Origin of the sequence: Streptomyces sp. NPDC056734 (genome assembly GCF_042790455.1) — a bacterium.
In the GTDB taxonomy this organism is placed as follows: Bacteria; Actinomycetota; Actinomycetes; order Streptomycetales; family Streptomycetaceae; genus Streptomyces.
In genome coordinates this window covers 390,026-416,080 of record NZ_JBHTZD010000001.1, presented here as the reverse complement: position 1 = coordinate 416,080, position 26,055 = coordinate 390,026, and the positions used below count along the sequence as shown (strand labels likewise).

Here is a 26,055-nt window from a genome sequence, read left to right as displayed (position 1 = left end):
TCGCCGGCCATGGTCAGAGCCCTTCCGGCACTGTCGAGGCGCCTCGACGTTGCCCCGTCCTGTTGAACATCCCGGAACGCAGCCGACTCCGCCCGAACCACCCTGCCCGGAGGCACCCATGACGCAACCGAGCAAGCCCTCCACTTGTCCGGATCCGTGGGATGGAGGTCCGTTCATGCGGTGGGCAAGAGTCCGGGCCACCCAAACACTGGACTCAGTCAAGTCAGTGCATGGCCCATGGCTCTGGATTCCTCGCACCTGACGTGATCGCCGGGACGCTCATCGGTGTTTCACCGAGAGCGTCCAGAACGACGCTCCGGAAGCAGTGAGGTGATGCCAGTTGCCTGTCAGAGATCAGGCGGAACGATTGCGGGGGGCCTCCCTGCGTGTCACCGCGCAGCGAACTGCCGTGCTGAACGTACTGGAGCAGCACCCGCACTCCGACGCCGGATTCGTCGCCCGCACCGTACGAGAAGAGATCGGTGCGGCGTCGCACCAGGCCATCTACAACGTGCTGGCCGCGCTGGTCGAGGCCGGACTCGTGCGTAAGTTCCAGCCGTCCGGCTCGCCCGGGCTTTTCGAGCTGTGCGCCGGTGACAATCACCACCATGCCGTGTGCCGGGCCTGCGGTGCTGTCGCCGATGTCGACTGTGCCGTGGGGAGGCGGCCCTGTCTGACGCCGTCGGCGACCGATGGCTTCGTCGTCCTCGAAGCCGAAGTCGTCTTCTGGGGAACGTGTCTTTCGTGCACCGACTCCCCCGAACGGCCACGCGACTTGAACACGGCGCCCACAAACCCTTAGGAGATGAAATGGCTTTCGAAGAGAACACCCGCCCGTTGACCACCGCGGCGGGAGCACCCGTCACGGACAACCAGAACAGTATGAGCGCCGGTGCCCGGGGTCCGCTGCTCTTGCAGGATCTGTGGCTCATCGAGAAGCTCGCCCACTTCGACCGTGAGGTCATTCCCGAGCGTCGTATGCACGCCAAGGGATCCGGCGCTTTCGGTACGTTCCGGGTCACGCACGATATTTCTCACTACACCAAGGCCGCGATCTTCGGCAAGGTCGGCAATGAATGCGAGATGGTCGCCCGGTTCTCCACCGTCGCGGGCGAGCGCGGCGCCGCCGACGCGGAACGCGACATCCGGGGTTTCTCGGTGCGCTTCTACACCGAGGAAGGCAACTGGGACGTCGTCGGCAACAACACACCGGTGTTCTTCCACCGCGACCCGCTGAAGTTCCCGGACCTCAACCGCGCGGTCAAGCGGGACCCCCGCACCAACCTCCGCGATCCCGAGAACAACTGGGGATTCTGGACCGGCCTTCCCGAGTCCCTGCACCAGGTCACCATCGTCATGAGCGACCGGGGGATTCCCCGGTCCTACCGGCACATGCACGGATTCGGCTCGCACACCTTCAGCCTGATCAACGCCGCCGGTGAACGGAACTGGGTCAAGTTCCACTTCCGCACCCAGCAGGGCATCGAGAACCTCACGGACGAGGAAGCGGCGAACGTCATCGCCCACGACCGCGAATCGCACGGGCGGGACCTGTACGAGTCCATCGAGCGCGGCGAATTCCCGAAGTGGACCCTTTTCGTGCAGATCATGCCCGAGTCCGACGCGGGCACCTATCGATTCCACCCCTTCGACCTCACCAAGGTGTGGAGCAAGCAGGACTACCCGCTCATCGAGGTCGGTGAATTCGAACTCAACCGCAACCCGGACAACTACTTCGCCGATATCGAGCAGGCAGCCTTCACCCCGGCCAACCTCGTCCCCGGCATCTCCTTCAGCCCGGACAAAATGCTCCAGGGACGGCTGTTCTCCTACGGTGACGCCGCCCGCTACCGGGTCGGCGTCAACCACCACCAGATCCCGGTCAACCACCCGCGCGGCGCCAAACTCGTCAACACCTACCACCGCGACGGGGCCATGCGCGTCGACGGCAACCAGGGTGGTGTCCCCGGCGTCGAACCCAACAACTTCGGCCGGTGGGCGGAACAGCCGGGCTACGCCGACCCCGCCCAGGCCATCGGAGCGACGGCCGACCACTTCGACTTCCGCGAGGACGACGACGACTACTTCACACAGCCCGGCATCCTGTTCCGGTCCATGACCCCGGACGAACAGCAGGCACTCTTCGACAACACCGCCCGCGCGATCAAGGGCGCCCAGCACAGGACGGTCCTGAAGCACATCGACAACTGCGGCAACGCCGATCCCGCCTACGGCGAAGGCGTGCGCAAGGCCTGCGAGGCCCTCGGCGCGCTCTGAGCAGGCCGGCGCCGGGGCTGGGGTTGACGCGGCCGACCGACAGCGGGTCGGCCGCGTCAGCCCCCCCACTACTCACTTACTCACAGGCCCGCTCGCGGGGCATCGCGCGACCACACGCTGGCGCCACGACGTCGCCGCCGGTAAAGCTCGTCACAGCTGCCCGGCGTCGATGATCAGGGCTGTTATCGCCCGTGGTAGATTTTTGCGATGTTCGAAAGTGGGGACACGGCTCGCGGGTCCACGTCCAGCTCGATGCAGAGCATGCACAGGGCCATGCAGATGCTGGAGTACCTCGCCGAGAAACCGATGCGGGCGACGGAGCTGGCCGAGCGTACCTCCTCGAAGTGGGCGACAGCGCACCGCACCCTCGTCTACCTCCGTGAGCATGGATTCGTGCACCGGGACGAGGCGACCGGGCTGCATTACGTGGGCCGTCGGCTGTTCGCGATCGGGTCGTCCTATCTGAATGAGCACCCGCTGTTCCATACGGGTGAGCCGCTGATGCGGACCGCTGCCGATCGGGTGGGCGGTTTTGTGCAGATCGCCGAGCGGGAGGCGTATGCCTCCATCGCGATCGCGAGTGTCGAGCCACGGGATCCGGTTCCCAGCCTTTCGTATGCCAATACCTATCGCCCGTATCCACTGCATGTCGGCGCGCGTGGGCTGGTTCTGCTGGCCTTCGCGCCGGACGATTTCTGTGCCGCCTATGTAGCCCACTTCACGTCCGTCGAGGACGAGACGGCCATCACCGACGCGGCCGGGTTGCTGAGTGTCCTCGACGGGGCGCGCAGCTCAGGGGTGGTGACCACCGACCCGGACATCACCTCGGCGACGACAGCGACCGCCGCCCCGGTGCGCAACGCCGGGGGCGCTGTGGTGGGGTCGGCGTCCATCGTCACCGGACGCAAGGACGGGCACGACCCCGCGGAAATCCGAGAGGTCACGCTCGGGCTGGCCGCGTCGCTGTCCCAGTTGCTCGGGTGGCGGGGCAAGGTCGCGCCCCGGTAGGGATCAGGCGCCGCTGTCGCCGTGAGGTGCGTGCCACGCCCGGTGTGTCCGCGGCCTTCCGCGGGGCTCTTGGTCGTGCTGGTCAGTGAGTGGCCCGCGCGGGCGGCGGCCAGGGGGCACCGGCCGCCACCTGTGCGTGATGGCGGATCAGTGCGCGTGGCGCGTCCACGGCCACGGCGGCGGTGGCATGTCCGTCCCGGGTGTACACCGCGACCAGACCGGACTCCCCTGGTGCGCCGGCGAGGATGTGGACGCTGTCCTCGGGGGCGGGTGCCCCGATCAGTTGCATCCGGGTGCCGAACTGATCGGTCCAGAAGGAAGGCAGCGCATCGAGCCGGGCCACCGGGGCGGACCGCCTGGTCACCGCCCCGGCGACGATGTTCTCGGCGACCACGGACGCCTGGAGCCCCACATGGTTCCAGTGTTCTGAGCGTACGGGGCAGCCGTGCCGGGGCGAGTGCCAGCGGGCAGCGTCCCCGAGGGCGAACACACCGGAGGCCGTGGTGCGGCCCGCGTCGTCGCAGAGCACCCCGTTGTCCAGGGCCACGCCCGATCCCTCCAGCCATCGGGTCTCCGGGACGCCGCCGAACCCGATGACCACCAGGTCCGCGTCCAGGACCCGGCCGTCGGCCAGCCGTACGCCACGGACCTGACCGTCCCCGACCAGACCGTCGACGCCGGTGCCGAGTTCGAACGTGGTGCCCCGGGCCTGGTGCAGCCGCCTGAAGTGGTCGCCGACGACGGGTCCCAGCACCCCGTGCATCGGCACCGGCTGGACGTCGACCACGGTCACCTCGCGGCCGAGTTCCCGTGCGGCGGCGGCGACCTCACAGCCGATGAAGCCCGCTCCCAGGACCACGACCTTCTCCGCGTCGGCCAGCGCGGCGCGCAGTGCGAGGCCGTCCTCCAGGCCGCGCAGGCAGTGGACACCCCGTAGGCCGGACGGGAATCGCGGCCGGCGGGCAGCGGAACCCGTGGCGATCACGACGACCTCCGCGACCAGGGACGATCCGTCGTCGACGGTGACGGTCGTGCCGTCCGCGCCCGTGCGCAGGGCGGTGGCCCGGCGGCCCGTGCGCAGGTCGAGCGTGAGAGCGGCGATCTCGTCCTCGGTCGCCAGGTACAGGGAATCGGGTTCGGCGCGGCCGGTCAGCAGGTCCTTGGACAGCTGGGTGCGGTCGTAGTGGGCGCGGGTCCGCTCCGCGCCGATCACCGTCAGCCTTCCGTCGTAGCCGAGCCGGCGCAGTTCCTGGGCGAGCGACATCCCGCCGAGGGAGGCGCCGACGATCGTCACCTGCTGGGGCGGGGCCATCAGCCGGTCACCTGAAGGGCGCGGGCCGGACAGGATCGTACGGCGCGTTCGGTGGTGGCGCGCAGTTCCTCCGCCGGTTCCTCGTCGAGTACGACGACCCGGTTCTCGTCCTCGTCCAGATCGAACACGGTCGGGGCTTCGAGCATGCAACTGCCGTAGCCACGGCACTTGGTGAGATGGGCGGTCACTTTCATGGCAGTACCTCTGGATCGTGAAATGCGCCGGGATGCCGGCTGTTACGGGAGGAGACGCGGCCTCGTCACGCGAGGAGATAGCCGCCGTCGATCGGCAGGACGGTGCCGGTGATGTAGCGGGAGCGGTCACCGGCGAGGAAGACGATCCCGTCCGCGACCTCGTCGGCGGTGCCGGGCCGCCCCATCGGGACCGTGCCGCCGACGGGGGCCGGTTCCTCGGGGATCTCGCCCGGCCGGGCCGTCCCGGAGCGCAGGGCGCTCGCGCTGGTCCGGAAGAGCCGGGTCGGGATCCAGCCGGGGGCGACCGCGTTGACCCGGACACCCTGGGCGGCGGCCTCGGCGGCCACCTTCAGGGTCAGACCCACCACCGCGTGCTTGGAGGCGATGTACGCGGCGCCGCCGCCCCGGGGGACGAGGCCCGCCGACGAGGCCACGGTGATGATGCTGCCGTGGCCACGGGCGGCCAGGGCGGGGAGTGCGGCGCGCAGTGTGTTGGCCGTGCCCCTGACATTCACGCGGAGCACCAGTTCCCATACGTCGTCGGTGAGTTCGGTGAAGGGCTGGTTCTGGTCGAAGATGCCCGCCGCGTGCACGACGACGTCCAGCGGGCCCAGTTCGTGCTCGGTGGCGCGTACCGCGTCGGCGACGGCCGTCTCGTCCGTGACATCCACGTGGTACGCCGTGGCTCTCGCGCCGGTGGAGCGGATGCCGTCGGCGGTCTCGCGCGCTCCGGGACCGGACAGGTCACAGGCCGCCACGGCGTATCCGGCGCGGGCGAGGGCCCGGGCGGTCGCGGCGCCGATTCCGCTGGCGGCGCCGGTGACCAGGGCCACGCGCCGGGCGGCGCCGGGGGCGCTCATGACCCCGCCGGCTTCCTGACCCGCAGGAGGTCGACCTCGATGCCGATTCCGGCGGTGCGCGCGTGCTCGTACACCAGGCGGGCCGCGATGAGGTCTTGCAGTGCGGTGCCGACGGATTTGTAGACGGCGATGTCCGCTGGGTGCTCGCGGGGTGCCCCTTGGGGGGCAGTGAGTTCGGCGAGTGACCTCAGCTTGCCGCTCAGTGCTCCGGCTTCGTCGGCGGCGATCAGATCGCCGGACTCGCCGCGGGCCTGGGCGGGTGCGTCGCTGACGACCAGGTGGGCGCGGTCGATCACCTCGACGTCGAGTTCGCGCAGCTCCGGCATGGTGGAGCCGATCGACAGAACGGTCGCGCCGGGGCTGAGCCACTTCCCGCGCAGGGCCACTCGCCCGGTGCCCATGCCGGTGTTGGTCGCCACGACCACCACCGCGGCCGAGGCCGCCTGTTCGGCGGTGTCCACCGGGACCACGGGGATTCCCAGCCGCTCGGCCATGCGCCGGGCGAATCGCTCCCGGCGCTCGGTGTTCGGGCTGAAGACCGAGACGGCGGTGACGTCGAGGGCCGCGCAGGTGCCCGCGAGATTCGTCTCCGCCTCCAGTCCGGAGCCGATCAGTCCGACCTCGACCGGGCCGCGCGGACCGAGCAGGCCCGCCGCCACTCCGGTCGCCGCGCCGGTCCGCGCGGCGGTGAGATAGGCGCCGTCGAGCTGGGCCAGCAGCTCGCCCGAGCTCTCGTCGTACAGGCCGATCAGGTACTGGACGCCGCCCGCGCTCACCTGGTTGAAGACCTTGAAGCCCATGACGTGGGCGCCGCCGACGACGGCGGGCATGAGGCGGAAGAAGCCGGGCCGGGCGGCGAGGTTGACGCGGTCGGGCAGGTGGGCGCCGCCGTCAGCCTCGATGCGGTAGCCGTCGCGCAGGGCGTCGACGAGCTGGTCCATCCGCAGACAGGCGCGGACCTCGTCGTCCGTCAGGAGAAGCATGTTCGGGGTCTCTCTCAGTAGCGGTAGCGGTAGCGGTAGCGGTAGCGGTAGCCGTAGCGGTGAGGTGGCGTGGCCGGGTCATCGAGGGGTGGGGCCCGGCGCGGGCCCGAAGGGCTGGTCGAGGAACTGGGAGAACACATCGGGTGACTGCCAGCTGATGCTTTCGAGGGCGAGCGGGTCGAGCTGGAGGTGATGGCCCAGCCGCAGCGACCGGATCTCGACCCGGTGGCCGTTGCGGGTCCTGACCTTGCTGATGCGTACGGCGGTGAACTCGTTCACCACGGTGAACTCCGACTCGACGACGTGGTGCTCGTCGGTCGCGGGAGCGCTGGTGCGGGGGGCCTGCGGCGGCACTCAGATCACCATCCGCAGGTGCGGCAGTCTGACGACGCTCTCGTCCAGGACGGCGGTGCGGCTCACCAGCCCCCAGCCGTCCGGGCGGCGGCGCACCACGTCACGTCGTCCCGCGGGTGCGATGACGGCGGGTTGCGACTGATGGGTGACGCTGATCAGCACATTGCTGGTGACGATGAACTCGCCGACCCGTTCGCCGGGTTCAGCCACCACGTTGCTGACGAACCGCCGTATGCGGTGGAGCGGCACCTCGCCCCAGGCGAAGTCGATGTGCTCCGGTTCGAAGCGGCGGGCCCACAGGGATGCCAGTGACTCCCGTGACTCGTCGACCAGGTAGGCCCCGGGCACGTTCGGCGCGAGCGACGGATCGTCGCGGGTGACCGTGACGGGGACTCGGTAGACGAACCCGTCCTCCAGCAGTGGCAGCCACCGGGGGTATGCGTAGGTGTCCAGCAGTCGCGCCTCGACATCGTAGAAGTGGCTCAGCGCGCTCGATGTCTCAGGGTCGGGTGTCCCGCTGTGCCGGAGGTGTTCCGCCAGTGCGTTCATCGGGCCGACCTCCGCCCCGCCGCGGTGGGGACGAACGAGGTGTCGTTCATCAGCTCCGCCCAGCGCCGGTACAGCTCGCGCTGATTGGTCTCGGAGTGGTCGATGTCGTAGACGTCGCCCGGCCAGGGCTTCTCGGTGTCCTTCGGGGCCGAGAGTCCGCCCTCGTAGACGAAGTCCGCGGTCCGTGACACCGCGCCCCGGCTCATGTCCGCGACGCTGGTCCAGTTCTGGAGGTCGTCGGTGTCGAAGATGCCCGCCAGGCCGACCATGCGCAGGTTGGCCCGCAGGGAGTCGGTGCGCTGCTGGTCGTCGTACCACTTCGGTACGAGCGCCCAGAGCATCAGCTCGCAGTGCATGCTGTCGAGGGGGCGCCAGGCGCGGAACTGGACGTAGGACACGGCCGGGGTGTCGTCGCCGGAGGTGAGCGCGGCGGCGTCGATGAGCGACAGGTTGGGGAAGATGTTCCCGTGGAGCACGGACATCCGTGACATCAGGTCGATCTGGCCGGTGTCCAGGCTCTCCGCCATCTCCGGCCACTTCTCGGGCGGGTAGCCGAGGAAGACGGGCTCCGTCCCGGGCAGGTCGTAGTGCTGTACGCGGAAGGTGTGGCCGTTTCCTGCGACGACGCACCTCCCTCGCATACCGGCCATCGACACCCCTTCGAGCTGGGGGAACGCTTCGGTGTTGAGGTAGGTGCCCAGTTCGATCGGGCTCTGGTGGGTGGTCGCCAGGTGGTATCCGTCGCCGGCGAAGTTCTCCGATCCGAGTTTCCAGTTGGTCCGGACGCGGGCGCGGGCCGGGGGGCCGGCCGCGACCAGGTCACCGGCCTTGTCGAGGACCCCGCGCAGGTACCAGGCGGCGGGGCCCAGTTCCTCGGCCAGGGGTGGGGCGTCCGGGTTCCAGCTGGCGAACACCAGGCCGTGGAAGGTGTCCACATGGGGGACGCGCACCAGGCCGAACGCGGACTTGTCGAAGGAGGCGTCGAAGACCTGTTTGCGTTCCGGGACGCCTTTGAGGTCGCCGGAGTTGGAGAACGTCCAGCCGTGGTAACTGCACCTGAAGTGTGAGGAGTTGCCGAGGTCGGCCCGGCACAGCTGGGTGCCCCGGTGGGTGCACGAGTTGAGGAACGCCCGGATGTCCCCGCTCTCGTCGCGGGTCACGATGACGTCCTCACCGCCCAGGTTCCTGGTGACGTAGTCGCCGGGGCGGGCGATCTCGCTCTCGTGCGCCACGAAGAGCCAGCATCGCCGGAAGATTCGCTCCATCTCCAGCTGGAACTCGTCGTCGCCCCAGTACGACTGCCGGCTCACCCGGGTTTCGGTCGTTTCTGCCCTGATCATCCGCAGACTCCTGTCTCCGAGCAGGCAATATCCAGCGATATCCAGATAGTGGATACGCTATCCACTCAGTGGGTGCGGTGAAGCTACAACCGTGAATGCCGGGTGTCAATGCCCCCGGAAGTGCACAGAGAGGCCCCGATCCCTCCCGTCCATCGCCGTGGTCGACAGCAGACAGGGGCGAGCTGTTGACCGGCCGATCTCCGGTTGCTAGCCTCCGCCACTATCCACCGAGCGGTTACGTCATCCAGTATCTGGATATCGAGACATCCGGACCGCTTCAGGCGCGTCGAGCCCCGTCTCCGTCGCGTCCAGCGTCCAGGTCCGTGCCGGTCCGTCGTGATCCGCGTCAGTCCCGTCGAACGGAGATCCGTCCATGAGCTACTCACGTCTGGAAGCCCGCGCATGGGCCAGGGAGAACATGAAGGGCATCTGCGGATGCCTGCTGCCGACGTTCACCAGCGATCTGAGCAAGGTCAACGAGCGTGCCGTCCGGCATGACATCGGCCTGGAGAAGCAGCTGGGGATGTCCTCCGCGCTCATCGTCTCGGAGTGCGGCACCACCTTCGAGGAACTGCTCCGTATCACCGAGGTCGCGGTCGACGAGGCCGGGGACGACCTCCAGATCGTCGTCCACGCCGCGCTGCCGACCCTCCAGGACAACATCCGTCTGGTCCAGGAGTCGGAGAAGCGCGGTGCGACGTACGTCCTGCTGTCCTACCCGCTCACCTTCTACCCGCGGACCGAGCAGGAGGTCTTCGACTACACCAAGGCCGTCGCCGACAGCACCAACCTCGGCGTCATCGTCTTCGCCATGCACCTGTGGAACTTCCGGCGGCTGCACCCGAGCCATTTCTCACCCCGGCTGATCGGCCGGATGATCGACGAGATCCCCAATGTCGTCGCGGTGAAGAGCGAGGTCGGCGGCCCGGGGGTCGGCGGTATCGCCGAGATCTTCCACAAGTACCGGGACCAGGTCATCGTCATGGACCCGATCGAGTCCAACTCCCCGGCATGGCACTCGATGTACGGGATGCAGTGGATGGGGACCTCGAACTACGAGGCGTACGGCCCCTGGGTCGCGCGCTACTTCGATCTCATGCGCGAGGGCCGCTTCGACGACGCGATGGAGATCTACTGGCGGATCCACCCGGTGCGCGAGGCCGACTCCGCCGTCGTCGGACAGGCCGTGGCGGGCACCGCGATGGTCCACCGCTATCTGTGGAAGTACCAGGGGTGGCTCAACGGGTTCAACGGCGGTCCCCTGCGCGCGCCGCTGTCCCGCATCAACGACGGCCAGATGGCGCAGCTCCGCGCCGCTGCCGTGGCCGGCGGGCTCGATGTCACCGACTCCCCGGACCACGAGTTCTTCACCGGCCGCAACCCGGCCTGATGCCGCTCCCCCGCCCAAAGAGCGAAGGATCTTCGATGACGATGTCCACCGAACCACTGTTCCCCGATCTCATCATCGGCGCGGCACCGCCCAATCGCCCGCGTGACCCGATCGAGGTCCGCGACCCGTCCTCCGGGAAGCCGCTCGGCGCCGTGCCGGACGCCGGCGTCGAGGACGGCCTGGCAGCCGTCGACGCGGCGGCCGGGGCGTTTGCTTCCTGGCGGGCGACCAGCCCCCGGCACCGGGCCGAGATCCTGCGGCGCTGCTGGGAGCTGATGACCGAGCGCGCGGACGACATCGCCCGGCTGATCTCGGCGGAGAACGGCAAGACCCTCGCCGACGCCCGGGGCGAGGTCGCCTACGCCGCGGAGTTCTTCCGGTGGTACTCCGAGGAGGCGGTACGGGCGGCGGGCCACCTCGGTGTCTCGCCCGGCGGCACCCATCGGATCATGGTGACCTACGAGCCCATCGGCGTCGCCGTGCTGATCACCCCGTGGAACTTCCCCGCCGCCATGGCCACCCGGAAGCTCGCGCCGGCGCTGGCCGCCGGATGCCCGGTCGTGCTCAAGCCGGCCGCCGAGACCCCGCTCACCGCCTATCTGATCGCCCGGCTGTGCGCGGAGGCGGGTGTGCCCGACGGTGTGATCAACGTCGTCACCACCAGCCGGTCCGGCGAGGTGGTGCGCGCGATGCTGCACGACCCGCGGGTGCGGGCCCTGTCGTTCACCGGCTCCACCGAGGTGGGACGCGTGCTGCTGCGCGAAGCCGCCGACACGGTGCTCAAGTCCAGCATGGAACTGGGCGGGAACGCGCCCTTCATCGTGCTCGACGACGCCGACGTGGACGAGGTGATCGAGGGTCTGATGATCGCGAAGATGCGCAATGGCGGGCAGGCGTGCACCGCCGCCAACCGGGTCTATGTCCACCGCTCCCTCATCGGGACGGTCTCCCGTCGGCTGGCCGACCGGTTCGCCGCGCTGGCCGTCGGTCCGGGAACCGACCCCGCGAGCGAATGCGGGCCGCTGATCAACAGCCGTGCCGTCGACAAGGTCGCCGACCTGGTGGAGTCCGCGGTGGCCGCGGGGGCACGGATCCTCACGGGCGGCGAACGGCCGCGGCGGGAAGGGGCGTTCTACGCGCCCACCGTCCTCGTGGACGTCCCGCCCGAGGCGGACATCGTCCGTGCGGAGATCTTCGGCCCCGTCGCGGCTCTCATCGCCTTCGACACCGACGACGAGGTCGTCCGGGCCGCCAATGACACCCCTCTGGGGCTCGCGGCGTACGTCTACACCGCTGATCTGCGCCGAGGGCTGCGGATGGCGGGCGAACTGGAGGCCGGGATGGTCGCCGTCAACCGCGGTCTGCTCTCGGATCCCGCGGCGCCGTTCGGCGGGGTCAAGGAGAGCGGTCTCGGCCGCGAGGGCGGTTTTGAAGGAATGCTCGAATTCATGGAGTCGAAGTACATCGCCACTGACTGGTGAGCGTGGTCACCGCCCCCACCCGGGGGCGACGACGGCCGAGCCCTCGGCCAGAAAGCGAGAGTCATATGTCCCTGTCCACCCCGTCCACCCCTGTCCACGCCTCGCCCCTCAGCCCTCATCCGATCACGAGCGTGCGGTCCGTCGCGATCGCCGTGGCGGATCTGCCCGTGGCGCGGGGCTTCTACCGGGATCTCTGGCAGCTGGACCTGGTCGAGGAGGACCGGGGCCGGAGCTACTTCGGGTCCGGGTGTCCCAGCAACTACATTGTCAAACTGCGCGGCAACGACGTCGCCGGGATCGAGCTGACCACGTTCGACGTACGCGACCGGGCCGGGGTGGACGTGCTGTTCGAGCGCGTCGCCCGGAGCGGCGCCAAGATCATCCGTGAGCCCGGCGAGCGGCCCGAGCTGGGCGGCGGCTACGCGTGCGCCTTCTTCGACTGCGACGGCCGCGCCCTGGAACTGGCGACCGAGGTCGAGCAGCGCTCCCACCGGCCGGTCGAACGCGGCGAGTCCAGGCCGAAGTTCATCAGCCACGTGGTGTTCAACACCCCTGATGTGAACCGGACGGTCGCGTGGTACGGCGCCGTGCTGGGCTTCAAGATCTCCGACTGGCTCCAGGACTTCTTCTGCTTCCTGCGCACCGGGAGCTGGCACCACATCGTGGCGTTCGCGAGGTCGAAGCACACGAGCCTGAACCATGTGTCCTTCGAACTCAACGGCCTCGACGAGTTCATGCGCGGAACGGGCCGGATCATGCGCGCGGGCGTCCAGCCGCTGTGGGGTCCCGGGCGGCACGGCGCCGGGGACAACACGTACTCGTACTTCCAGGAGCCGTCGAGCGGCTTCGTCATGGAGTACACGACCGAACTGATCCGCATCGACGAGGAGCACGGCTGGACACCCAAGGTCTGGGGCACCACGCCCGAGGAACAGGACCAGTGGGGAACGGCCAACGCCTTCGACGAACTGGTGCTCGCGAAGATGACACCGGCCAACGACCCCGTCCTGTGGACACCGCCGCGCATCTGAGGAACGGCGACGGCTGGAGACTGCTCGCCGAGGGGACGTGTCGACATCGGCGCCGCGGGTGACGGCGGGCCGCGTAGGGCCACGCGCGTGCCGCAGGGCTTCCAGGTGATCGCCATCCCCTGAAGAACGCGGGCGGCACGGCGTGGCACTGGGCCGGCACCGTCTTCTGATCGGCCCGTGCTCGGTTCGGCGGCCGCCGTCCCCCGACCCGCCGGAACGGGCTTACGGCGCCGCCACCCCGTACCGCGGCGCCGGCGCGGCAACCACCCCCACGCGCGATGAAATCGCCCTCCCCCACCGGTTGACGGTCGGTCCCCCCCACTTGCCCCGCTCACGGGGCGCACCTACTCGAAGGGATCTCCCGCCATGTCCGAAGACATCTACGCCGCCCGATGGCGCATGCTGGCTCTCCTGGTGGCCGGCTACATGGGTCTGACGCTCAACTGGTTCAACATCGCCTCGGCATTCACCCCGGTCGGCGAGGAACTGGGCGCGTCCTTCAGCCAGTTGGCCTTCCTGATCGCCCTGTTCCTGATCGGGTACGGCGTCGTCCACATTCCCGCCGGGCTGCTCGCGACCCGGCTCGGCCTCAAACGCACCCTCGTCCTGGGCATCACGCTGGAGAGCGTCGGCGGCATACTCTCCGGAATCGCCGTCGAGTACACCGACCTCGCCGTCTACCGCGTCCTGGCGGGAATCGGCGGATCGATCTTCCTCTCGGTGTCGGTGAGCGCGGTCAGCGTCTGGTTCCGCAACCACGAGATCAACTTCGCGCTGGGCGTCACCGGAGGCGCCGCGTTCAGTGTCGGAGCCGCGCTGGGCCTGTACGGGTGCGTCGCGCTCACCGATGCCCTCGGCTGGCGGACGATGCTGATCGTCTGCGGAGTCCTCAACCTCTTCGTGGCCGCTGCCGTCGCCGCGTGGTTCGCCACCCCACCCGACGTGGCAGGACTCGCCGGTGCCGAGATCACCAGAGAGGGTCTCGCCAAGGCGTTGTGGGACCGGCAGCTGTGGATCTACGGGGCGGCCATGGTCGGGGTGTACGGCGCCTATATGACCGCGTCGCAACTGATCGGTGAGTACGCGATCGACGAACTCGGCTTCACCAGCGGCCAAGGGGGGCTGCTCGGCGCGGTGCTCGCCCTGGCGGGAATCCCGGGCAGTCTGCTCGGCGGATATGTGGCGGACCGGCTGAGGAACTACCGGTTGATCATGGTGGTGCCGTTCCTCGCCATGAGTGCCGCCCTCTTCCTGGTCCCGGTCCGGTCGGCTCCCCTGCTGTGGTTCCTCTCGGCCCTGATCGGCTTCATCTTCCTCTTCAGCTTCCCCGCGTGGCTGTGTGTCCCCGCGGAGATCTCACGCGTCGACGCCGAGCACATCGGGACCGCGATCGGACTCATGCTCACCTTCGCCGCGATCGGCGGCTTCGCCCTCCCCATCGCCTTCGGAAAGATCGTCCCCACAGCGGGCTACGGCGCCGGGTGGGCCACACTCGGCGCCCTCTCCGCGCTGACGGCCCTGATAGGACTCCTCGGCCGACCGCGTCCGGCGCCCGCCGCCATCGGCTCTTCCCCGGCCCTGCGACCGAACCGGCCGGCCGACTCCGTTCCCGGCGCGGGACCAGAGACAGCGAATGGTCGAGCGAAGTAGCTGATCATAGTGCCGGTGGACACGGACCGTTCATGTCTCTCAGCCCTACCGCGAACCCACCTCTGTGTGAGCACGAGTTGCGTGGCGTGGTGAGTTCCGTTCTCACCGTGCCGGGACGGTCTCCGGTCCTTCGGTGCGGGCGGCGTGGGCGTAGCGGGCGGCGAGGTTTCCGAATGCGGTGGCCAGGTGGGGCGGGCCGATGACCTCGATGTCGGTGTCGAAGCGGCCGATGGCGGCGGCGAGTCCGGTCCATGACCAGGAGCCGAGAGTGAGCCGGCAGTGGTGGGGGCCGAGCTCCTCCACGATCGCGTCCTCGGCGAAGGGAGCTACGTCGGCGGCCGGGAGGTGAAGGATGACTTCGCCTTGGCAGGGCCAGTCGGGGGTGGTGCCGTCGTTGCCGCGGAATCGGCTGGTGATGAAGGTGGAGACGGTGCCGCCGGGGAGGTCGCGCGGGGCGAAGCGGGGGCCGGTGGGTGTGCGGGGCTTGATGCGGTCGACGCGGAAGGTGCGCCAGTCCTCGCGGTGGAGGTCCCAGGCCACCAGATACCAGCGCTGACGCCAGGTGACCAGGTGGTGGGGTTGCACGCGGCGGGCGTCATCGGCCGGGGTGCTTGAGGTGGGGGTGGCGGAGGTGGGGGTGCTTGAGGTGGCGATGCGTGAGCTGGGGGTGTAGTCGAAGCGCAGTTCCTCGCGGGTGTGGATGGCGCGGCTCAGGTCCATCAGGACCTGGGCGTCGGCCCGGGGGGTGTCGCCGGACGCCGCGGGTGGTTGGACCGCGGTGATGTGCAGCAGGTCGATGCGGTGGCGCAGGCGCGGTGGCATGACCTGGCTGAGGGTGGCCAGCGCGCGGGACGCGTCTTCGGCGACGGTGGTGCCGGCGGCCGCGGTCCGCAGCGCGACGGCCAGGGCGACGGCCTGCTCGTCGTCGAACAGCATGGGCGGCAGGTGGGTGCCGGCCTCCAGGCGGTAGCCGCCGGCCGGTCCTTTGACGGTCCTGATCGGGTAGTCGAGTTCGCGCAGACGGTCGATGTCACGGCGCACGGTGCGCGAGGTGATGCCGAGTCGCTCGGCGAGATCATCGCCGGACCAGTCGCGGGGCGTCTGGAGGAGCGAGAGCAGCGCGAGCAGCCGGGCGGACGTTTTCTGCATGACACCCACACTTCCTGGAGTACCGGACACATCCTGTCCTCTACCTCTGCCATCGTGGCATACGAGCCGTTCGGGAGGCATGCCCCCGGGTCACGGCAGCCGCCGCCCGGCATCGGCACCCGACGGCGCACAGCTGTCACATCGAGGCAAGGAGCAGGTCATGTCCGTCACGACCACCACTCACCTGAACTTCCGGGGTACCGCGCGCGAGGCGCTGGACTTCTACGGGTCCGTCTTCGGCGGACGCACGGTCGCGGTCACCTACAAGGACGCGGGCGCCGTACGGGACGAGAGTGAGGCGGACTGGGTGATGTGGGGCGAGGTGGCCGGCGACAGCGGCTTCCACGTCATGGCGTACGACGTGCCTTCGCAGCTGCCCTGGCACCAGGGCGAGAACGCGTTCTTCGTCTCCGTGCGCGGGGACGACGCCGAGGAGATCAGCGCCCTGTGGGGCAGGCTCGCCGAGGGTTCGACCGTGGTGAGCCCCCTGGAGCCCGCGCAGTGGGCGCCGCTGTACGGCATGCTGACCGACCGCTTCGGCGTCACCTGGGTCCTGGATGTCACCGCTCCGTACAACGGCTGAACCAGCCCCACGGCATTTCAGCGGTGAAAGTCGCGTCGAAGGGGGTATCACCTGGGCTACGGACAGGTGCGGGCCCGGCTTGGGGGTGCCATGGGGGACGCGGGACGCGCTCCGGCGGAGGGCGTCGGCCCGGAGATCATCGGTGTGGGCGCGCTGAACGTGGACTACATCGCCAGCGCCTCACGGCTGTCGGCGCGGATGGCCGAGCAGGTGTCGGAGTCGACGGCGCGGTTCGAATGGAACACCGAGGGGCCGATAGAGGCGGCCGTGGTCTCCAAGGCCATCGAACGGCTCGGGGCATCCTCGCTGGACGCGTCGCTCGGCGGGTCCGCGTGGCTGACCGTGTTCACGCTCGCGCAGATGCGTCTCGGACTGACCCTCGGCTACGTCGGCGTCGCCGGGCGCATAGAGACGCCGGGACTGTCCTTCGTACGCCAGATGGACCTGCTCGGTATCGACCGGCGCTGGGTGGCCCGCCGGTCGGGTCAGCTGTCCGGTGTCTGCCTCTCCTATCTGGACGACGTGGAGCGGGTGATGCTCACGCATCCGGGCGCGAACTACGCGATGGCCGATCATCTCCGGGCCAATGCCACCGCGATCGCCGAGTATCTGGCGCGGGCGCGGATCGTGCACGTCACCTCGTTCCTGGACGACCTGACGCCGCCGGTGCTGCTCGATGTCCTCACCCGGGCCCGTACGATCAATCCCGCTCTGCTGATCAGTTTCGACCCGGGGTTCGCCTGGGCCGAGGACCCCAGCGAGGCCGTCGAGGGCATCCTGGCACTGAGTGATCTGCTGTTCGTCAACCACAGGGAGTTCAAGGCGCTGGGCGCCTACGCGCTCGGGGAGTCCGACGAGGTGATCTCCCGGAGGCTGCTGGCCCGCTGTCTCCCGGCGTGCACGCTGTTCCTCACCAAGCGTTACGACCATGTGGAGGTCTTCCGGCGTGCGCCGTACGGTGTCGATGTTCAGCGATTCCGGTTACGCCGCCCGGTGCGTGCGGCGGCGACGGAGGACGCGACCGGGGCCGGGGACGTCTTCTCGGCGTCCGTCATCGCGGCGCACACCTCGACGCGTCTGAAGGTGGAACTCGGGTCGTTCCTCGGTCTGAGCCTGTCACGGCACCGGGCAGCGCAGCGGCACGTGCCTTCCGCGGGCTGGCCCGCCGTGGGCCGTGACGGGTTCCTCCAGTCGGTCGAGGCACCGAACAGTGCGCGGACGCGCCCGGGAGCGGTGCTCGTCGCGCATGACGGTGATTCCCGGTGGGAGGCGTTGCGTACGTTCCTGGCGGACGAGTGCGCCCTGACCGTCTACACCCTCCATCACGCCCAGGCCCAGGAGCCGGGGTACGAGCGGCTGCTGCGGGAGCGGCTGGGGCGCTGCGGTTTCGCGATCTGTGTGCTGTCGGCCTCGCAGGTGATGGCGGGCGGGGGGCGCCGGGCCGGGGAGGGCACTGTTCATCAGGTGGGAGTCTTTCAGGGCTACTACGGTTTCGGCCGGGTGGCCATCCTGGCGGAGGACGGATGCGAGGCGTTCTCCAACAACGCCGGCCTGATCCGGATGGATTTCCCGCCGGGCAGGATCAGCACCACCTTCATGGAGCTGGAACGAATGCTGGTCAGGGAAGGCATCCTGATCCGAGGAAGAGGTTCGCATGAGCGCTGATCAGGCCGCACGGCCGACCGGTTTCGCCCTGGACGTCGTCGGGATCGGCGCCCTCAACCTCGACTACATCACCCATGCCGACCAGCCGACCGGCCCCGACCGTACCCCGCTGACCAGCCGTATCACCCAACTCCTCGACGGGGATGGGCCCGTACCGGAGTGGGGTACGGAGACGGCGGTGGACGAGGCCACGGTCTACGCCGCCCTGGAAGCGGTCAACGCCTCCACCTTGCAGACTTCCCTGGGCGGTTCGGCGTACAACGCGATCAGCGTCCTCGCACAGCTCCAGCTCGGGCTGCGCCTGGGCTATGTGGGTGTGGCGGGGCGGGTGCCGGGGCCCGGACTCTCCGCGATCCGGCAACTTGAGGCCCTGGGCGTGGATCACCCCTTCGTGTTCCGCGACGACGACCATCTGTGCGGCATCTGCTTCTCGCTGACGGAGGACGGCGACCGCACCCTCCTCACCCATGCGGGCGCCAACAGCGCCATGGCCGGCCACCTGTCGAGTTCCTTCGAGGAGGTCGTCGCCTATCTGGCCACGGCCCGGGTCATCCATGTGACGTCTTTCCTCGACGAGTACACGCCGGGCAAGCTCCTCGATGTCCTGCGGGCGGTGAAACGGGTCAGCCCCGCCACCCTGATCAGTTTCGATCCGGGCCATGTGTGGAGCCTGGACCCCACCCAGGGCGTCCACGACCTCTGCGCGCTCAGCGACTACCTCCTGGTCAACCACCGTGAGTTCGACGAACTCGGCCTGCGTACGGAGACCGATACCGACGAGGACGTCGCCGGGCGGCTGCTCCGGACGTTCGACGGGGATCGCAGCGCCGTCATCGTCAAGCGGCGGGGCGGCATCCATTCCTGGCGCCGGGAGAACGGCAAGGCGGTGGAGGACTTCTACCCCCAGGTCGTCCTCGCCGACGAGCAGGTCGAGGACGCCACCGGTGCCGGCGATGTCTTCTCGGCGGGACTGCTGGCCGTGCTCACCGGCGACAGTCTCCAGGTCGAGCTCGGTTCCCTGCTCGGCATGGCCCTGGCCCGCCACAAGCTCCAGTACGTCGGCAGTCAGGGCCACGCCCAACTCGCCGGTGTGACGAAGGACTTCATCCGTTCCTACGACGCTGCCCGCCGCTCCGACGCCGTGCCGGGCGGAGTGTTCGTCGCCCATGGCCGCAGCCCCGCGTGGCTCGCGGTCAAGACGTTCGTGGAGCAGCGGTTCGGCCTGCCGGTGTACTCCTTCGAGTCGGACTCCTGGGGCAGCCGCCCGGTCACCGAGGCCCTCACCGACTACCTCCGGCGCTGTAGCTTCGCCATCTGTGTCCTCACGGCCGAGGACATGACCGGGGACGGCCAGCTCGTCGCACGCCAGAACGTGATCCACGAGATCGGCCTCTTCCAGGGCCACTACGGCTTCGACCATGTGCTCGTGCTCGCCGAGGAGGGCTGCGAATCCGTCCCGCCCGCCGCCGTGCCGTACACCACGACCTTTCCACGCCACGCCGTCGACCGGACGTTCTGGCACCTGGACCAGGCGCTTCAGAGGCAGGGGTTCACGCATGTGTGACCGCCGGCCGACGTTCGGTTGCTTCTCTCCCTCCGGTCGAGGCGTGTTGTGGCCGGGGCCCGTAGGTCTGGAAGAGCCGGTGCGGGTCGTTGACCGAGCTGAGGACGGCGGTCCCCAGTGGCGGAGCGGAGCGCCCTCGCGCACTCTGGTGGAATGAGTGGGCTGCGGCGTGTCGGCCGCCCCGGCACGCAGGGCCCCGGTGCGGTTTCTTCTGCTCCGTCCACGGGCGAGGTGTCTCATGGATCGCAGCGTTCCTTTCAACGAGCGACATCACCAGAACCCCTTGCGTCCGAATCCGACCATGCGCGGGAGCGGGCAGACGCTGAGCCGCGCGGCTCTGTCGGGGATGCGTGCCCGGCGGCGTTTGAAGGATGTGCCGGAGCGCAGGCGCAGGGAACTGACCGAGCGGAGCCTCGATCTGGGCCTGACCGCCGCGCCATCGATCAATGACCGTGACATCTCGCTGTTCTCCCGGGGTCCGGACCCCATGTTCGCGGGCATTCCCACGTTCTTGAAGTCGCCCTATGTCGAGAACGTACGCGACATCGGACGCTACGACGTCGCCGTCGTCGGTGCCCCGTTCGACATGGGCACCACCTACCGTTCCGGGGCGCGCTTCGGGCCCCAGGCCGTGCGGCGCATCTCCGCCCTGTACGACTCCTACAGTCCGGATCTGGGGATGGATCTGCTGGAGGAACTCACGGTCGGCGACGCGGGGGACATCTTCGTCATCCCCGCCAACATCGAGAAGACCTTCGACCAGGTCGAGCGCGGGATCTCGCACATCCTCGACACCGGCGCCTTCCCCGTGATCATCGGCGGTGACCACTGCATCGGTTACCCGGACGCCAAGGCGCTGGCGGGCCACATCGACGGCAGACTCGGCATCATCCACTTCGACCGGCACATCGACACCGCCGTGACGACCATGGACGAGCGGATGCACACCACCCACTGGTCGCACGCCACCGACCTGCCCAACGTGCCCCCTGCCAACCTCGTTCAGATCGGGATCGGCGGCTGGATCGGGAACCACTCCGGCGTGCAGGTGGCCGCGGAGCGCGACACGACCGTCATCTCCATGTTCGATGTCGAGGAACTCGGTATCGACCATGCCATGGAGATCGCCCTGGAGATCGCCTGGAAGGACGTCGACGCGGTCTACCTGTCCTTCGACATCGACGTCGTCGACCCGGGCTACGCCCCCGGCACAGGCACCCCGGAACCGGGTGGAATGACGCCCCGCGAGGCGCTCAAGGCGGTACGCATGGTGGCTCAGGAGGGGCTCATCGGAATGGACCTGGTGGAGATCTCTCCTCCCTACGACAGCGCCGACACCACATCCCAGCTCGGCGCGCGCGTCATCATGGACACCCTCGCCGCGCTGGTCGAGAACGGCCACCTCGGCACGCGCCTCAGCGCGGAGGACCGGGCCCGCGCGGAAGCCCAGCGAGACCGCGACGCCGGACTGTGACCCCCGCATGTGCGGTGTCCCGTCCGTTCACTGCGGAGGGTCGTGCCCATAGGGTGGGCCGATGGCATCGATCAAGCAGTTCCAGGTCACCTTCGACTGCGCGGAACCCGAGCGTCTCGCTCGTTTCTGGTGCGAGGTGCTGGGGTACGTCGTACCGCCGCCACCGGGCGGGTTCGCCACGTGGGACGACTTCACGCGCTCGCAGCCGCCTGAGCAGCGGGATTCATGGTTCGCCTGTAGTGATCCCTCAGGTGTCGGCCCACGGCTGTACTTCCAGCGCGTCCCCGAGGGGAAGGCGGCCAAGAACCGGGTGCATCTGGATGTGCGGGTCGGCACCGGACTCGTGGGTGAAGAGCGCCTCGCCGCGCTTGAGGCCGAGTGCGCGCGCCTGGTCCCGCTGGGCGCGGTGCACGTGCGGACGCTGTACGACGGCACCGATTCCTGCATCCCGATGCAGGACATCGAGGGCAACGAGTTCTGCATCGACTGAGGGCCGCGAACCTGTCTTCCCAGATGAGGGGGGACGGGCGCGATGGGCCGTTGCAGCAGGGCACGCGCGACTCGATACCTTCACCGTCCTTGCGGAAGCAATGGAGTGGGAGGCGGCAGCCGGCCTCGCTCATTCCGACCTGGTGGCGCGGCGTCCGATGGGCAGCCGGTGAGAGCCCGGACGGTCCGACCCGGACATGTTCCAACGCGCGCTCGACGCCGTGCTGCCCGCCGGCCCACAGGCGCGGAGCCCGGTGCCGCTATCCTCCGCGGCATGGTCGATTCACGTGTGGGCCTCGATGATGCTGGAGTTGCGATTGCGGCGGCCGGTGCCGGTGCGGAGGTGGTGCGCGCGCTGTGCGGTCAGCGGCTCGCCCGCGTCGACAAGGGCGCCGGGGACTTTGCGACCGCCGCCGATGTGGCGGCCGAGGAGGCGATCCTCGGCGTCATCCGTGCCGCCCGGCCCGAGGATGCCGTGCTCGGCGAGGAGGGCGGGCAGCAGGGTGTCGCCGGGGCCGCACATCAGTGGTTGGTGGATCCCCTGTGCGGCACGTTGAACTACGCTGCCGACACCATGCTGGTGGCCGTCAACGTGGCGCTGCGCGGCGGTGCGGCGGCGGTGGCCGATCCGTTCAGCGGCGAGATCTTCTTCACCGGCGGTGAGGGTGCCTGGGTCCGCAACGGCGGTGCCGATGTCGAGCTGGCGCCCAGGCCCGCCACCCGGCTGGTCGATGTCAACCTGGACCCGCCCTTTCCGAGCGCACCGATGTTCCGGGCCGTGGACCTGCTGGCGCACCCTCAGTTCGTGGAGCGGTTCCGGCCCCGGGTCGTCTCCACGACACTCGCCCTGGCCTGGGTCGCCGCCGGCCGGCGCGCTGCGTACGTGACCGATGGCGGTGACCTGTCCGGGAGTGTGCACTTCGCTGCCGGGATCGCTCTGTGCCGGGCCGCTGGGTGTGTGGTCACCGGGATCGACGGCAGGCCGATCGGGCCGTCAGGTCGCGGACTCGTGGTGCCCGCGGACGGCGGGACTCACCGGTTGCTGATGTCGTTGATCCGTGGCTGAAGTGCCGGGCGGGGTCGGCACCCCCACGTGGGTCCTGGTGCGGGCGAGCGGGTGGCGCTCGTGAGCCGGGGGCAGGGCCAACAGGAGAGGTCCCTGCGTGAGCAGTTGATGGACCGGGCATGCGCGGTCCTCCTGCGCCGGGCCCGGCGACCGATCGCCTCCGATGCCCCGCCCCAGGTGGAACCCATGTGAACGTCTGCGGTACATGAGGTGTGACAGGAGTTCCGCGCCCAGTGGGAAACTCGCCAATTCCGCCGCGGCCCGTGCTTCCCTGCCCAGGTCCGGTCCGTAACTCCGTGCCCTGCCTCTTCACACTCTGTGGCGTGCGCGGATACCGGCCGTAGGGCAGGTGGCGATGCCTTCACATCGCCTTCACGTATCGCGCACTTTCGGCCGTCGGGACCTTGCGGGGCGGGCCGCGGGGCAGACGGTGCGCATCCGGTCTGCCTAGCCTCCCTGGCCATGCGATCAACTCTGCTCAGACGCTTCGGACTCACCTCCGTTCTCGCCGTCGCACTGGCCGTGTTCGGCTTCACGCCGTCCGCGAGTGCCGCCCAGGCCGACGTCACGTTCAGCACGGACGCCGCCACCACCACGCCCGGTGGCTCGGTGAACCTGTCGGTGACACTGACCAACAATCACAGCTACGACGTCTGGTTCGTGTACCAGACGATCGACCCGACGTGGCTGACCACCCAGCGGCCCGACCTGCTGTACAGCTTCACCGGCTGCTCGCTGGCCACCGCGAGCGGTCCCGTCCCGTGCTCGGGCACCGGCCCCGCCAACCTGGGCACCAACTACGGCGCCACGATCCCGCCCGGCCAGAGCCGGACCGTGACCCTCACCCTGTCGATCGACGCCGCGTCCGGCTGCAACGGCAACATCGGCTTCTACTCGTACTACTACATCGAGTTCAGCGACAGCACGAGCATCAGCGGCGGTCCGGCCTACACCCCCGAGACCCGGGTGCTTTGCAGCTGACATACAGGCGGTTCACAGGCGGCCGACAGTGTGGCCGGCCGCCATCCGCATTTCGAGATCCACATGGGCCGTAAACCAGACGAAATACGGGGGCGTGAACCGGCCAGTCGTGGATGTGCGGCCGTGGCGGGGAGAAGACGCCTCGGCCGACAACGACCGCGGTCAAGGGCTCTGATCTGCGAATACGTGATCCATTTGGGTTCGATCCTGGCGAGAAGACACTCTCCGGACGGGCCGCGCGGGCCGATTCGGCGCCCATTCGTCGCCCCCGCTTTTCCGCCACGTTCCGCTTCGTGACCACAAAAGCTACACAAGAACATCACTATGGACGCTGCGAGTGCGTCAGCGAACGAACGTCTCAGGGGGCGTGGCGCGGCGCATGGGGGGGTGCCCGCTCTTTGGGGGAGCGGTGACCTACCCCTGCCAGGGGAGGGAAATTCACCGCATGAAGCGATCCATACGCACGGCCGCGCTCACCGTGGGCGCGGCCATCGCCGCACTGGTCGCGCCGGCCACAGCACACGCCGACACCGTCACACCCCGCATCGACCTACGGGTCCTGATCGTCAGTGACGGCGGCCCGGCCACCGACGCCATCGCCTCCGAACTCGGCACGGCCGGAACGCCGTACACCGAGATCGATCTCACCGATCCCGCGAGACCCGTGATCAACGCGGACTTCCTCGCGGACACGGCCGGGAGTGTGCCGCGCGCCAAGTACCAGGCCGTCGTGCTGCCCAACGACAACCCGTTCGCCGCCGGCAGCACCGAGATGGCGGCGCTCGTCGCCTATGAGCAGACCTACGCGATTCCGCAGGTCGACGCCTACACCTACGCCCGCCCGGAGGCCGGACTCCAGTACCCGGTCTACGGCGGCTACTCGGGCAGCGTGGACGGGGTCACCGCGCAGGTCACCGCGGCCGGTGCGGCGGGGCCGTTCGGTTATCTCGACGGCACCGTGCCGTTCGAGGACAACTCGCCGACCGTGGGCGAGAGCTACGCCTATCTGTCGGCACCCGCGCCCGGCGCCGACTTCACCACCTATGTCGACGCCCCGATCCCGGGACAGACGACCCGTGGCTCGCTGGTCGGCGAGTACCGGCACGACGGGCGGCGCGAACTCGTCGTCACCTTCGTCTACAACGAGTACCAGCAGCAGTTCCGGCTGCTGGCGCGCGGCATCGTGGAGTGGATGACGGGCGGGGTGCACCTCGGCGCCTCCCGCAACTACTTCTCCGTACATGTCGACGATGTGTTCGCGGCCGACGACCGCTGGGACTCCGACCTCAACTGCACGCCGGGCGACATCGACTGCCCGCCGGGCGAGGGCGTGTCCGACCCGATCCGGATGACCGCGGCGGATGTCGACGCGGCCGTCGCGTGGCAGCAGGCGCAGGGCATCACCCTCGACATGGTCTACAACGGCGCGGGCAGCGTGACCCAGCGCGAGGACAACGGCGGCGTGGACGAACTCGCCGATGAGTTCATCGAGGACAGTGACAGCTTCCGCTGGATCAACCACACCTACTCACACCCCTTCCTCGGCTGTGTGCAGGATGTGACCGTGGTGCCGTGGGTGTGCGCCACCAACGCGGACGGCAGTACCCAGTGGGTCAGCGAGACCGAGATCTCCGACGAGATCGCCACCAATCGCGTCTGGGGCGAGACGGCCGGACTGGAGCTGGACAACGAGGAGTTGGTGACCGGCGAGCACTCCGGTCTGCGGATCTCCCCGCAGCAGCCGGTGGACAACCCCAACCTCGCTCCCGCGCTCGCGGCGAACGGCATCGAGTGGATCGCCTCGGACAACTCCCGTGACCCCGTGCAGCGTGAGGTCGGTCCTGCGACGACCGTCTCGCGCTACCCGATGAACATCTTCTACAACGCGGGCCGGGCCGCCGAGCAGGTCGACGAGTACAACTGGATCTACACCAGCCGCGCACAGGGCGGCAGCGGCATCTGCGAGGACAACCCGGCCACCAGCACCTGCCTCACGGCGCCGCTGGACATCACCACCGGCTACGCCGACTACATCGTGCCGCTGGAGACCCGTACCGCCCTCGGGCATGTCCTGGCGGGCGACCTCCAGCCGCACTTCATCCACCAGTCGAACCTGGCCGAGGACCGGATCGCGTACCCCGTCCTCGACGGTGTCCTCGACGGCTACGACGCCCTGTTCGCCGACAGCACGCCCGTGGTGAACCTTCCGATGAAGGACCTCGGCATCGAGACGCAGCAGCGCGCCGACTGGGCCGCGGCGCTCGCCGCCGGTGAGGTCACCGCCTACCGCGTCGGCGACACGGTGACCGTCGAGGCGCCGGACGGCGTGTCCGTCACCGCGACCCTGCCCACCGGCACCCAGCTGGGCGGCTCGGCGTTCGGCGACGCCTACGCGGGCGCGGTGAGTGGCTGGACCGCCTCGGCGGGGCTGCCGCTCACCTTCACCCTGCCGTCGGCCCCGGCCGCCCCGGCCGCGACCGGCGACACCTCGGGGGCGGACACCTCCACCGCACCCGAGACCACGGTGCCGGCCGGCGCGAGCGAGCCGGTGCCGTACCTCCCGGAGATCTGAGCACGGCCTCAGTCCCGGCCCCGGCCGCACCGCGTGCGGCCGGGGCCGCTCCGCCCACCACATACCTCGGCCGTGGAGCCCAT

General features: G+C 69.2%; 23 protein-coding genes. 15 read left to right on the top strand and 8 right to left on the bottom strand.

Features of this window, described 5'->3' with window-relative positions; translation table 11 throughout:
* Positions 1–340: 340 nt before the first annotated feature.
* The 3 genes from ACFRFC_RS01595 (at position 341) to ACFRFC_RS01585 (ending at position 3,285) form a co-directional block, all read left to right on the top strand.
* A complete protein-coding gene (locus tag ACFRFC_RS01595; RefSeq protein WP_382679987.1) occupies positions 341–802 on the top strand; it encodes a Fur family transcriptional regulator in 462 nt (153 codons plus the stop codon).
* An 8-nt stretch (positions 803–810) separates the two neighbouring features.
* The gene (locus tag ACFRFC_RS01590) at positions 811–2,277 is read left to right on the top strand and encodes a catalase (protein WP_382679985.1); all 1,467 of its coding nucleotides are present in this window, start codon (positions 811–813) and stop codon (positions 2,275–2,277) included.
* A 207-nt stretch (positions 2,278–2,484) separates the two neighbouring features.
* Complete coding sequence (locus tag ACFRFC_RS01585; RefSeq protein WP_382679983.1) at positions 2,485–3,285, top strand: IclR family transcriptional regulator; 801 nt, start codon at positions 2,485–2,487, stop codon at positions 3,283–3,285.
* Between the two features lie 82 nt (positions 3,286–3,367).
* Here the strand turns inward: ACFRFC_RS01585 and ACFRFC_RS01580 are convergent, their stop codons facing one another.
* The 7 genes from ACFRFC_RS01580 to ACFRFC_RS01550 form a co-directional block, all read right to left on the bottom strand.
* Positions 3,368–4,597, bottom strand: coding sequence for an NAD(P)/FAD-dependent oxidoreductase (locus tag ACFRFC_RS01580; RefSeq protein ID WP_382679981.1), 1,230 nt, complete (start codon positions 4,595–4,597; stop codon positions 3,368–3,370).
* Positions 4,597–4,791 carry a ferredoxin gene (locus ACFRFC_RS01575; RefSeq protein WP_382679979.1) on the bottom strand — a complete coding sequence of 65 codons (195 nt, stop codon included), beginning with the start codon at positions 4,789–4,791 and terminating at the stop codon, positions 4,597–4,599. Before ACFRFC_RS01575 ends, ACFRFC_RS01580 begins: the two co-directional genes overlap by 1 nt.
* A 65-nt stretch (positions 4,792–4,856) precedes the next feature.
* Positions 4,857–5,651: an SDR family NAD(P)-dependent oxidoreductase gene (locus tag ACFRFC_RS01570; protein WP_382679977.1), complete on the bottom strand. Its 795-nt coding sequence runs from the start codon at positions 5,649–5,651 to the stop codon at positions 4,857–4,859.
* Positions 5,648–6,634 (bottom strand): ornithine cyclodeaminase family protein, encoded by a 987-nt coding sequence (locus ACFRFC_RS01565; protein WP_382679975.1) that lies wholly within the window; start codon positions 6,632–6,634, stop codon positions 5,648–5,650. The genes ACFRFC_RS01570 and ACFRFC_RS01565 overlap by 4 nt, the downstream gene beginning before the upstream one ends.
* Positions 6,635–6,712: 78 nt before the next feature.
* Positions 6,713–6,988 carry a hypothetical protein gene (locus tag ACFRFC_RS01560; protein WP_382679973.1) on the bottom strand — a complete coding sequence of 92 codons (276 nt, stop codon included), beginning with the start codon at positions 6,986–6,988 and terminating at the stop codon, positions 6,713–6,715.
* Positions 6,989–7,537, bottom strand: a complete 549-nt coding sequence (locus tag ACFRFC_RS01555; RefSeq protein WP_382679971.1) for an aromatic-ring-hydroxylating dioxygenase subunit beta — start codon at positions 7,535–7,537, stop codon at positions 6,989–6,991.
* Complete coding sequence (locus ACFRFC_RS01550) at positions 7,534–8,877, bottom strand: Rieske 2Fe-2S domain-containing protein (RefSeq protein WP_382679969.1); 1,344 nt, start codon at positions 8,875–8,877, stop codon at positions 7,534–7,536. Before ACFRFC_RS01550 ends, ACFRFC_RS01555 begins: the two co-directional genes overlap by 4 nt.
* A 373-nt stretch (positions 8,878–9,250) precedes the next feature.
* Here ACFRFC_RS01550 and ACFRFC_RS01545 point away from each other — a divergent pair, with 373 nt between their 5' ends.
* The 4 genes from ACFRFC_RS01545 to ACFRFC_RS01530 all read left to right on the top strand — a co-directional run bounded on the left by ACFRFC_RS01545 (position 9,251) and on the right by ACFRFC_RS01530 (position 14,429).
* Positions 9,251–10,267, top strand: a complete 1,017-nt coding sequence (locus ACFRFC_RS01545) for a dihydrodipicolinate synthase family protein (RefSeq protein WP_382679967.1) — start codon at positions 9,251–9,253, stop codon at positions 10,265–10,267.
* A 41-nt stretch (positions 10,268–10,308) separates the two neighbouring features.
* Complete coding sequence (locus ACFRFC_RS01540) at positions 10,309–11,748, top strand: NAD-dependent succinate-semialdehyde dehydrogenase (RefSeq protein WP_382679965.1); 1,440 nt, start codon at positions 10,309–10,311, stop codon at positions 11,746–11,748.
* Positions 11,749–11,879: 131 nt separating this feature from the next.
* A complete protein-coding gene (locus ACFRFC_RS01535; protein WP_382679963.1) occupies positions 11,880–12,779 on the top strand; it encodes a VOC family protein in 900 nt (299 codons plus the stop codon).
* Between the two features lie 366 nt (positions 12,780–13,145).
* Positions 13,146–14,429, top strand: coding sequence for a nitrate/nitrite transporter (locus tag ACFRFC_RS01530; protein ID WP_382679962.1), 1,284 nt, complete (start codon positions 13,146–13,148; stop codon positions 14,427–14,429).
* A gap of 102 nt (positions 14,430–14,531) precedes the next feature.
* On the opposite strand, the gene ACFRFC_RS01525 is transcribed toward ACFRFC_RS01530, so the two are convergent.
* On the bottom strand, positions 14,532–15,578 hold the full coding sequence (locus ACFRFC_RS01525; RefSeq protein WP_382679960.1) for a helix-turn-helix transcriptional regulator: 1,047 nt from the start codon (positions 15,576–15,578) through the stop codon (positions 14,532–14,534).
* A 160-nt stretch (positions 15,579–15,738) separates the two neighbouring features.
* Here ACFRFC_RS01525 and ACFRFC_RS01520 point away from each other — a divergent pair, with 160 nt between their 5' ends.
* The 8 genes from ACFRFC_RS01520 to ACFRFC_RS01485 all read left to right on the top strand — a co-directional run bounded on the left by ACFRFC_RS01520 (position 15,739) and on the right by ACFRFC_RS01485 (position 25,972).
* Entirely contained in the window at positions 15,739–16,161 is a 423-nt protein-coding gene (locus ACFRFC_RS01520; protein WP_382679958.1) for a VOC family protein, read from the top strand.
* Between the two features lie 90 nt (positions 16,162–16,251).
* Positions 16,252–17,826: a carbohydrate kinase family protein gene (locus ACFRFC_RS01515; RefSeq protein ID WP_382679956.1), complete on the top strand. Its 1,575-nt coding sequence runs from the start codon at positions 16,252–16,254 to the stop codon at positions 17,824–17,826.
* Positions 17,816–19,390 carry a PfkB family carbohydrate kinase gene (locus ACFRFC_RS01510; protein WP_382679955.1) on the top strand — a complete coding sequence of 525 codons (1,575 nt, stop codon included), beginning with the start codon at positions 17,816–17,818 and terminating at the stop codon, positions 19,388–19,390. The genes ACFRFC_RS01515 and ACFRFC_RS01510 overlap by 11 nt, the downstream gene beginning before the upstream one ends.
* A gap of 373 nt (positions 19,391–19,763) precedes the next feature.
* A complete protein-coding gene (gene speB, locus ACFRFC_RS01505; RefSeq protein WP_382679953.1) occupies positions 19,764–20,864 on the top strand; it encodes an agmatinase in 1,101 nt (366 codons plus the stop codon).
* Positions 20,865–20,925: 61 nt separating this feature from the next.
* On the top strand, positions 20,926–21,354 hold the full coding sequence (locus ACFRFC_RS01500) for a VOC family protein (protein WP_382679951.1): 429 nt from the start codon (positions 20,926–20,928) through the stop codon (positions 21,352–21,354).
* 273 nt (positions 21,355–21,627) lie between these two features.
* A complete protein-coding gene (locus ACFRFC_RS01495; protein WP_382679949.1) occupies positions 21,628–22,419 on the top strand; it encodes an inositol monophosphatase family protein in 792 nt (263 codons plus the stop codon).
* A 462-nt stretch (positions 22,420–22,881) separates the two neighbouring features.
* The gene (locus ACFRFC_RS01490) at positions 22,882–23,400 is read left to right on the top strand and encodes a hypothetical protein (protein WP_382679947.1); all 519 of its coding nucleotides are present in this window, start codon (positions 22,882–22,884) and stop codon (positions 23,398–23,400) included.
* 445 nt (positions 23,401–23,845) lie between these two features.
* Entirely contained in the window at positions 23,846–25,972 is a 2,127-nt protein-coding gene (locus ACFRFC_RS01485) for a hypothetical protein (protein ID WP_382679945.1), read from the top strand.
* Positions 25,973–26,055: the final 83 nt, after the last annotated feature.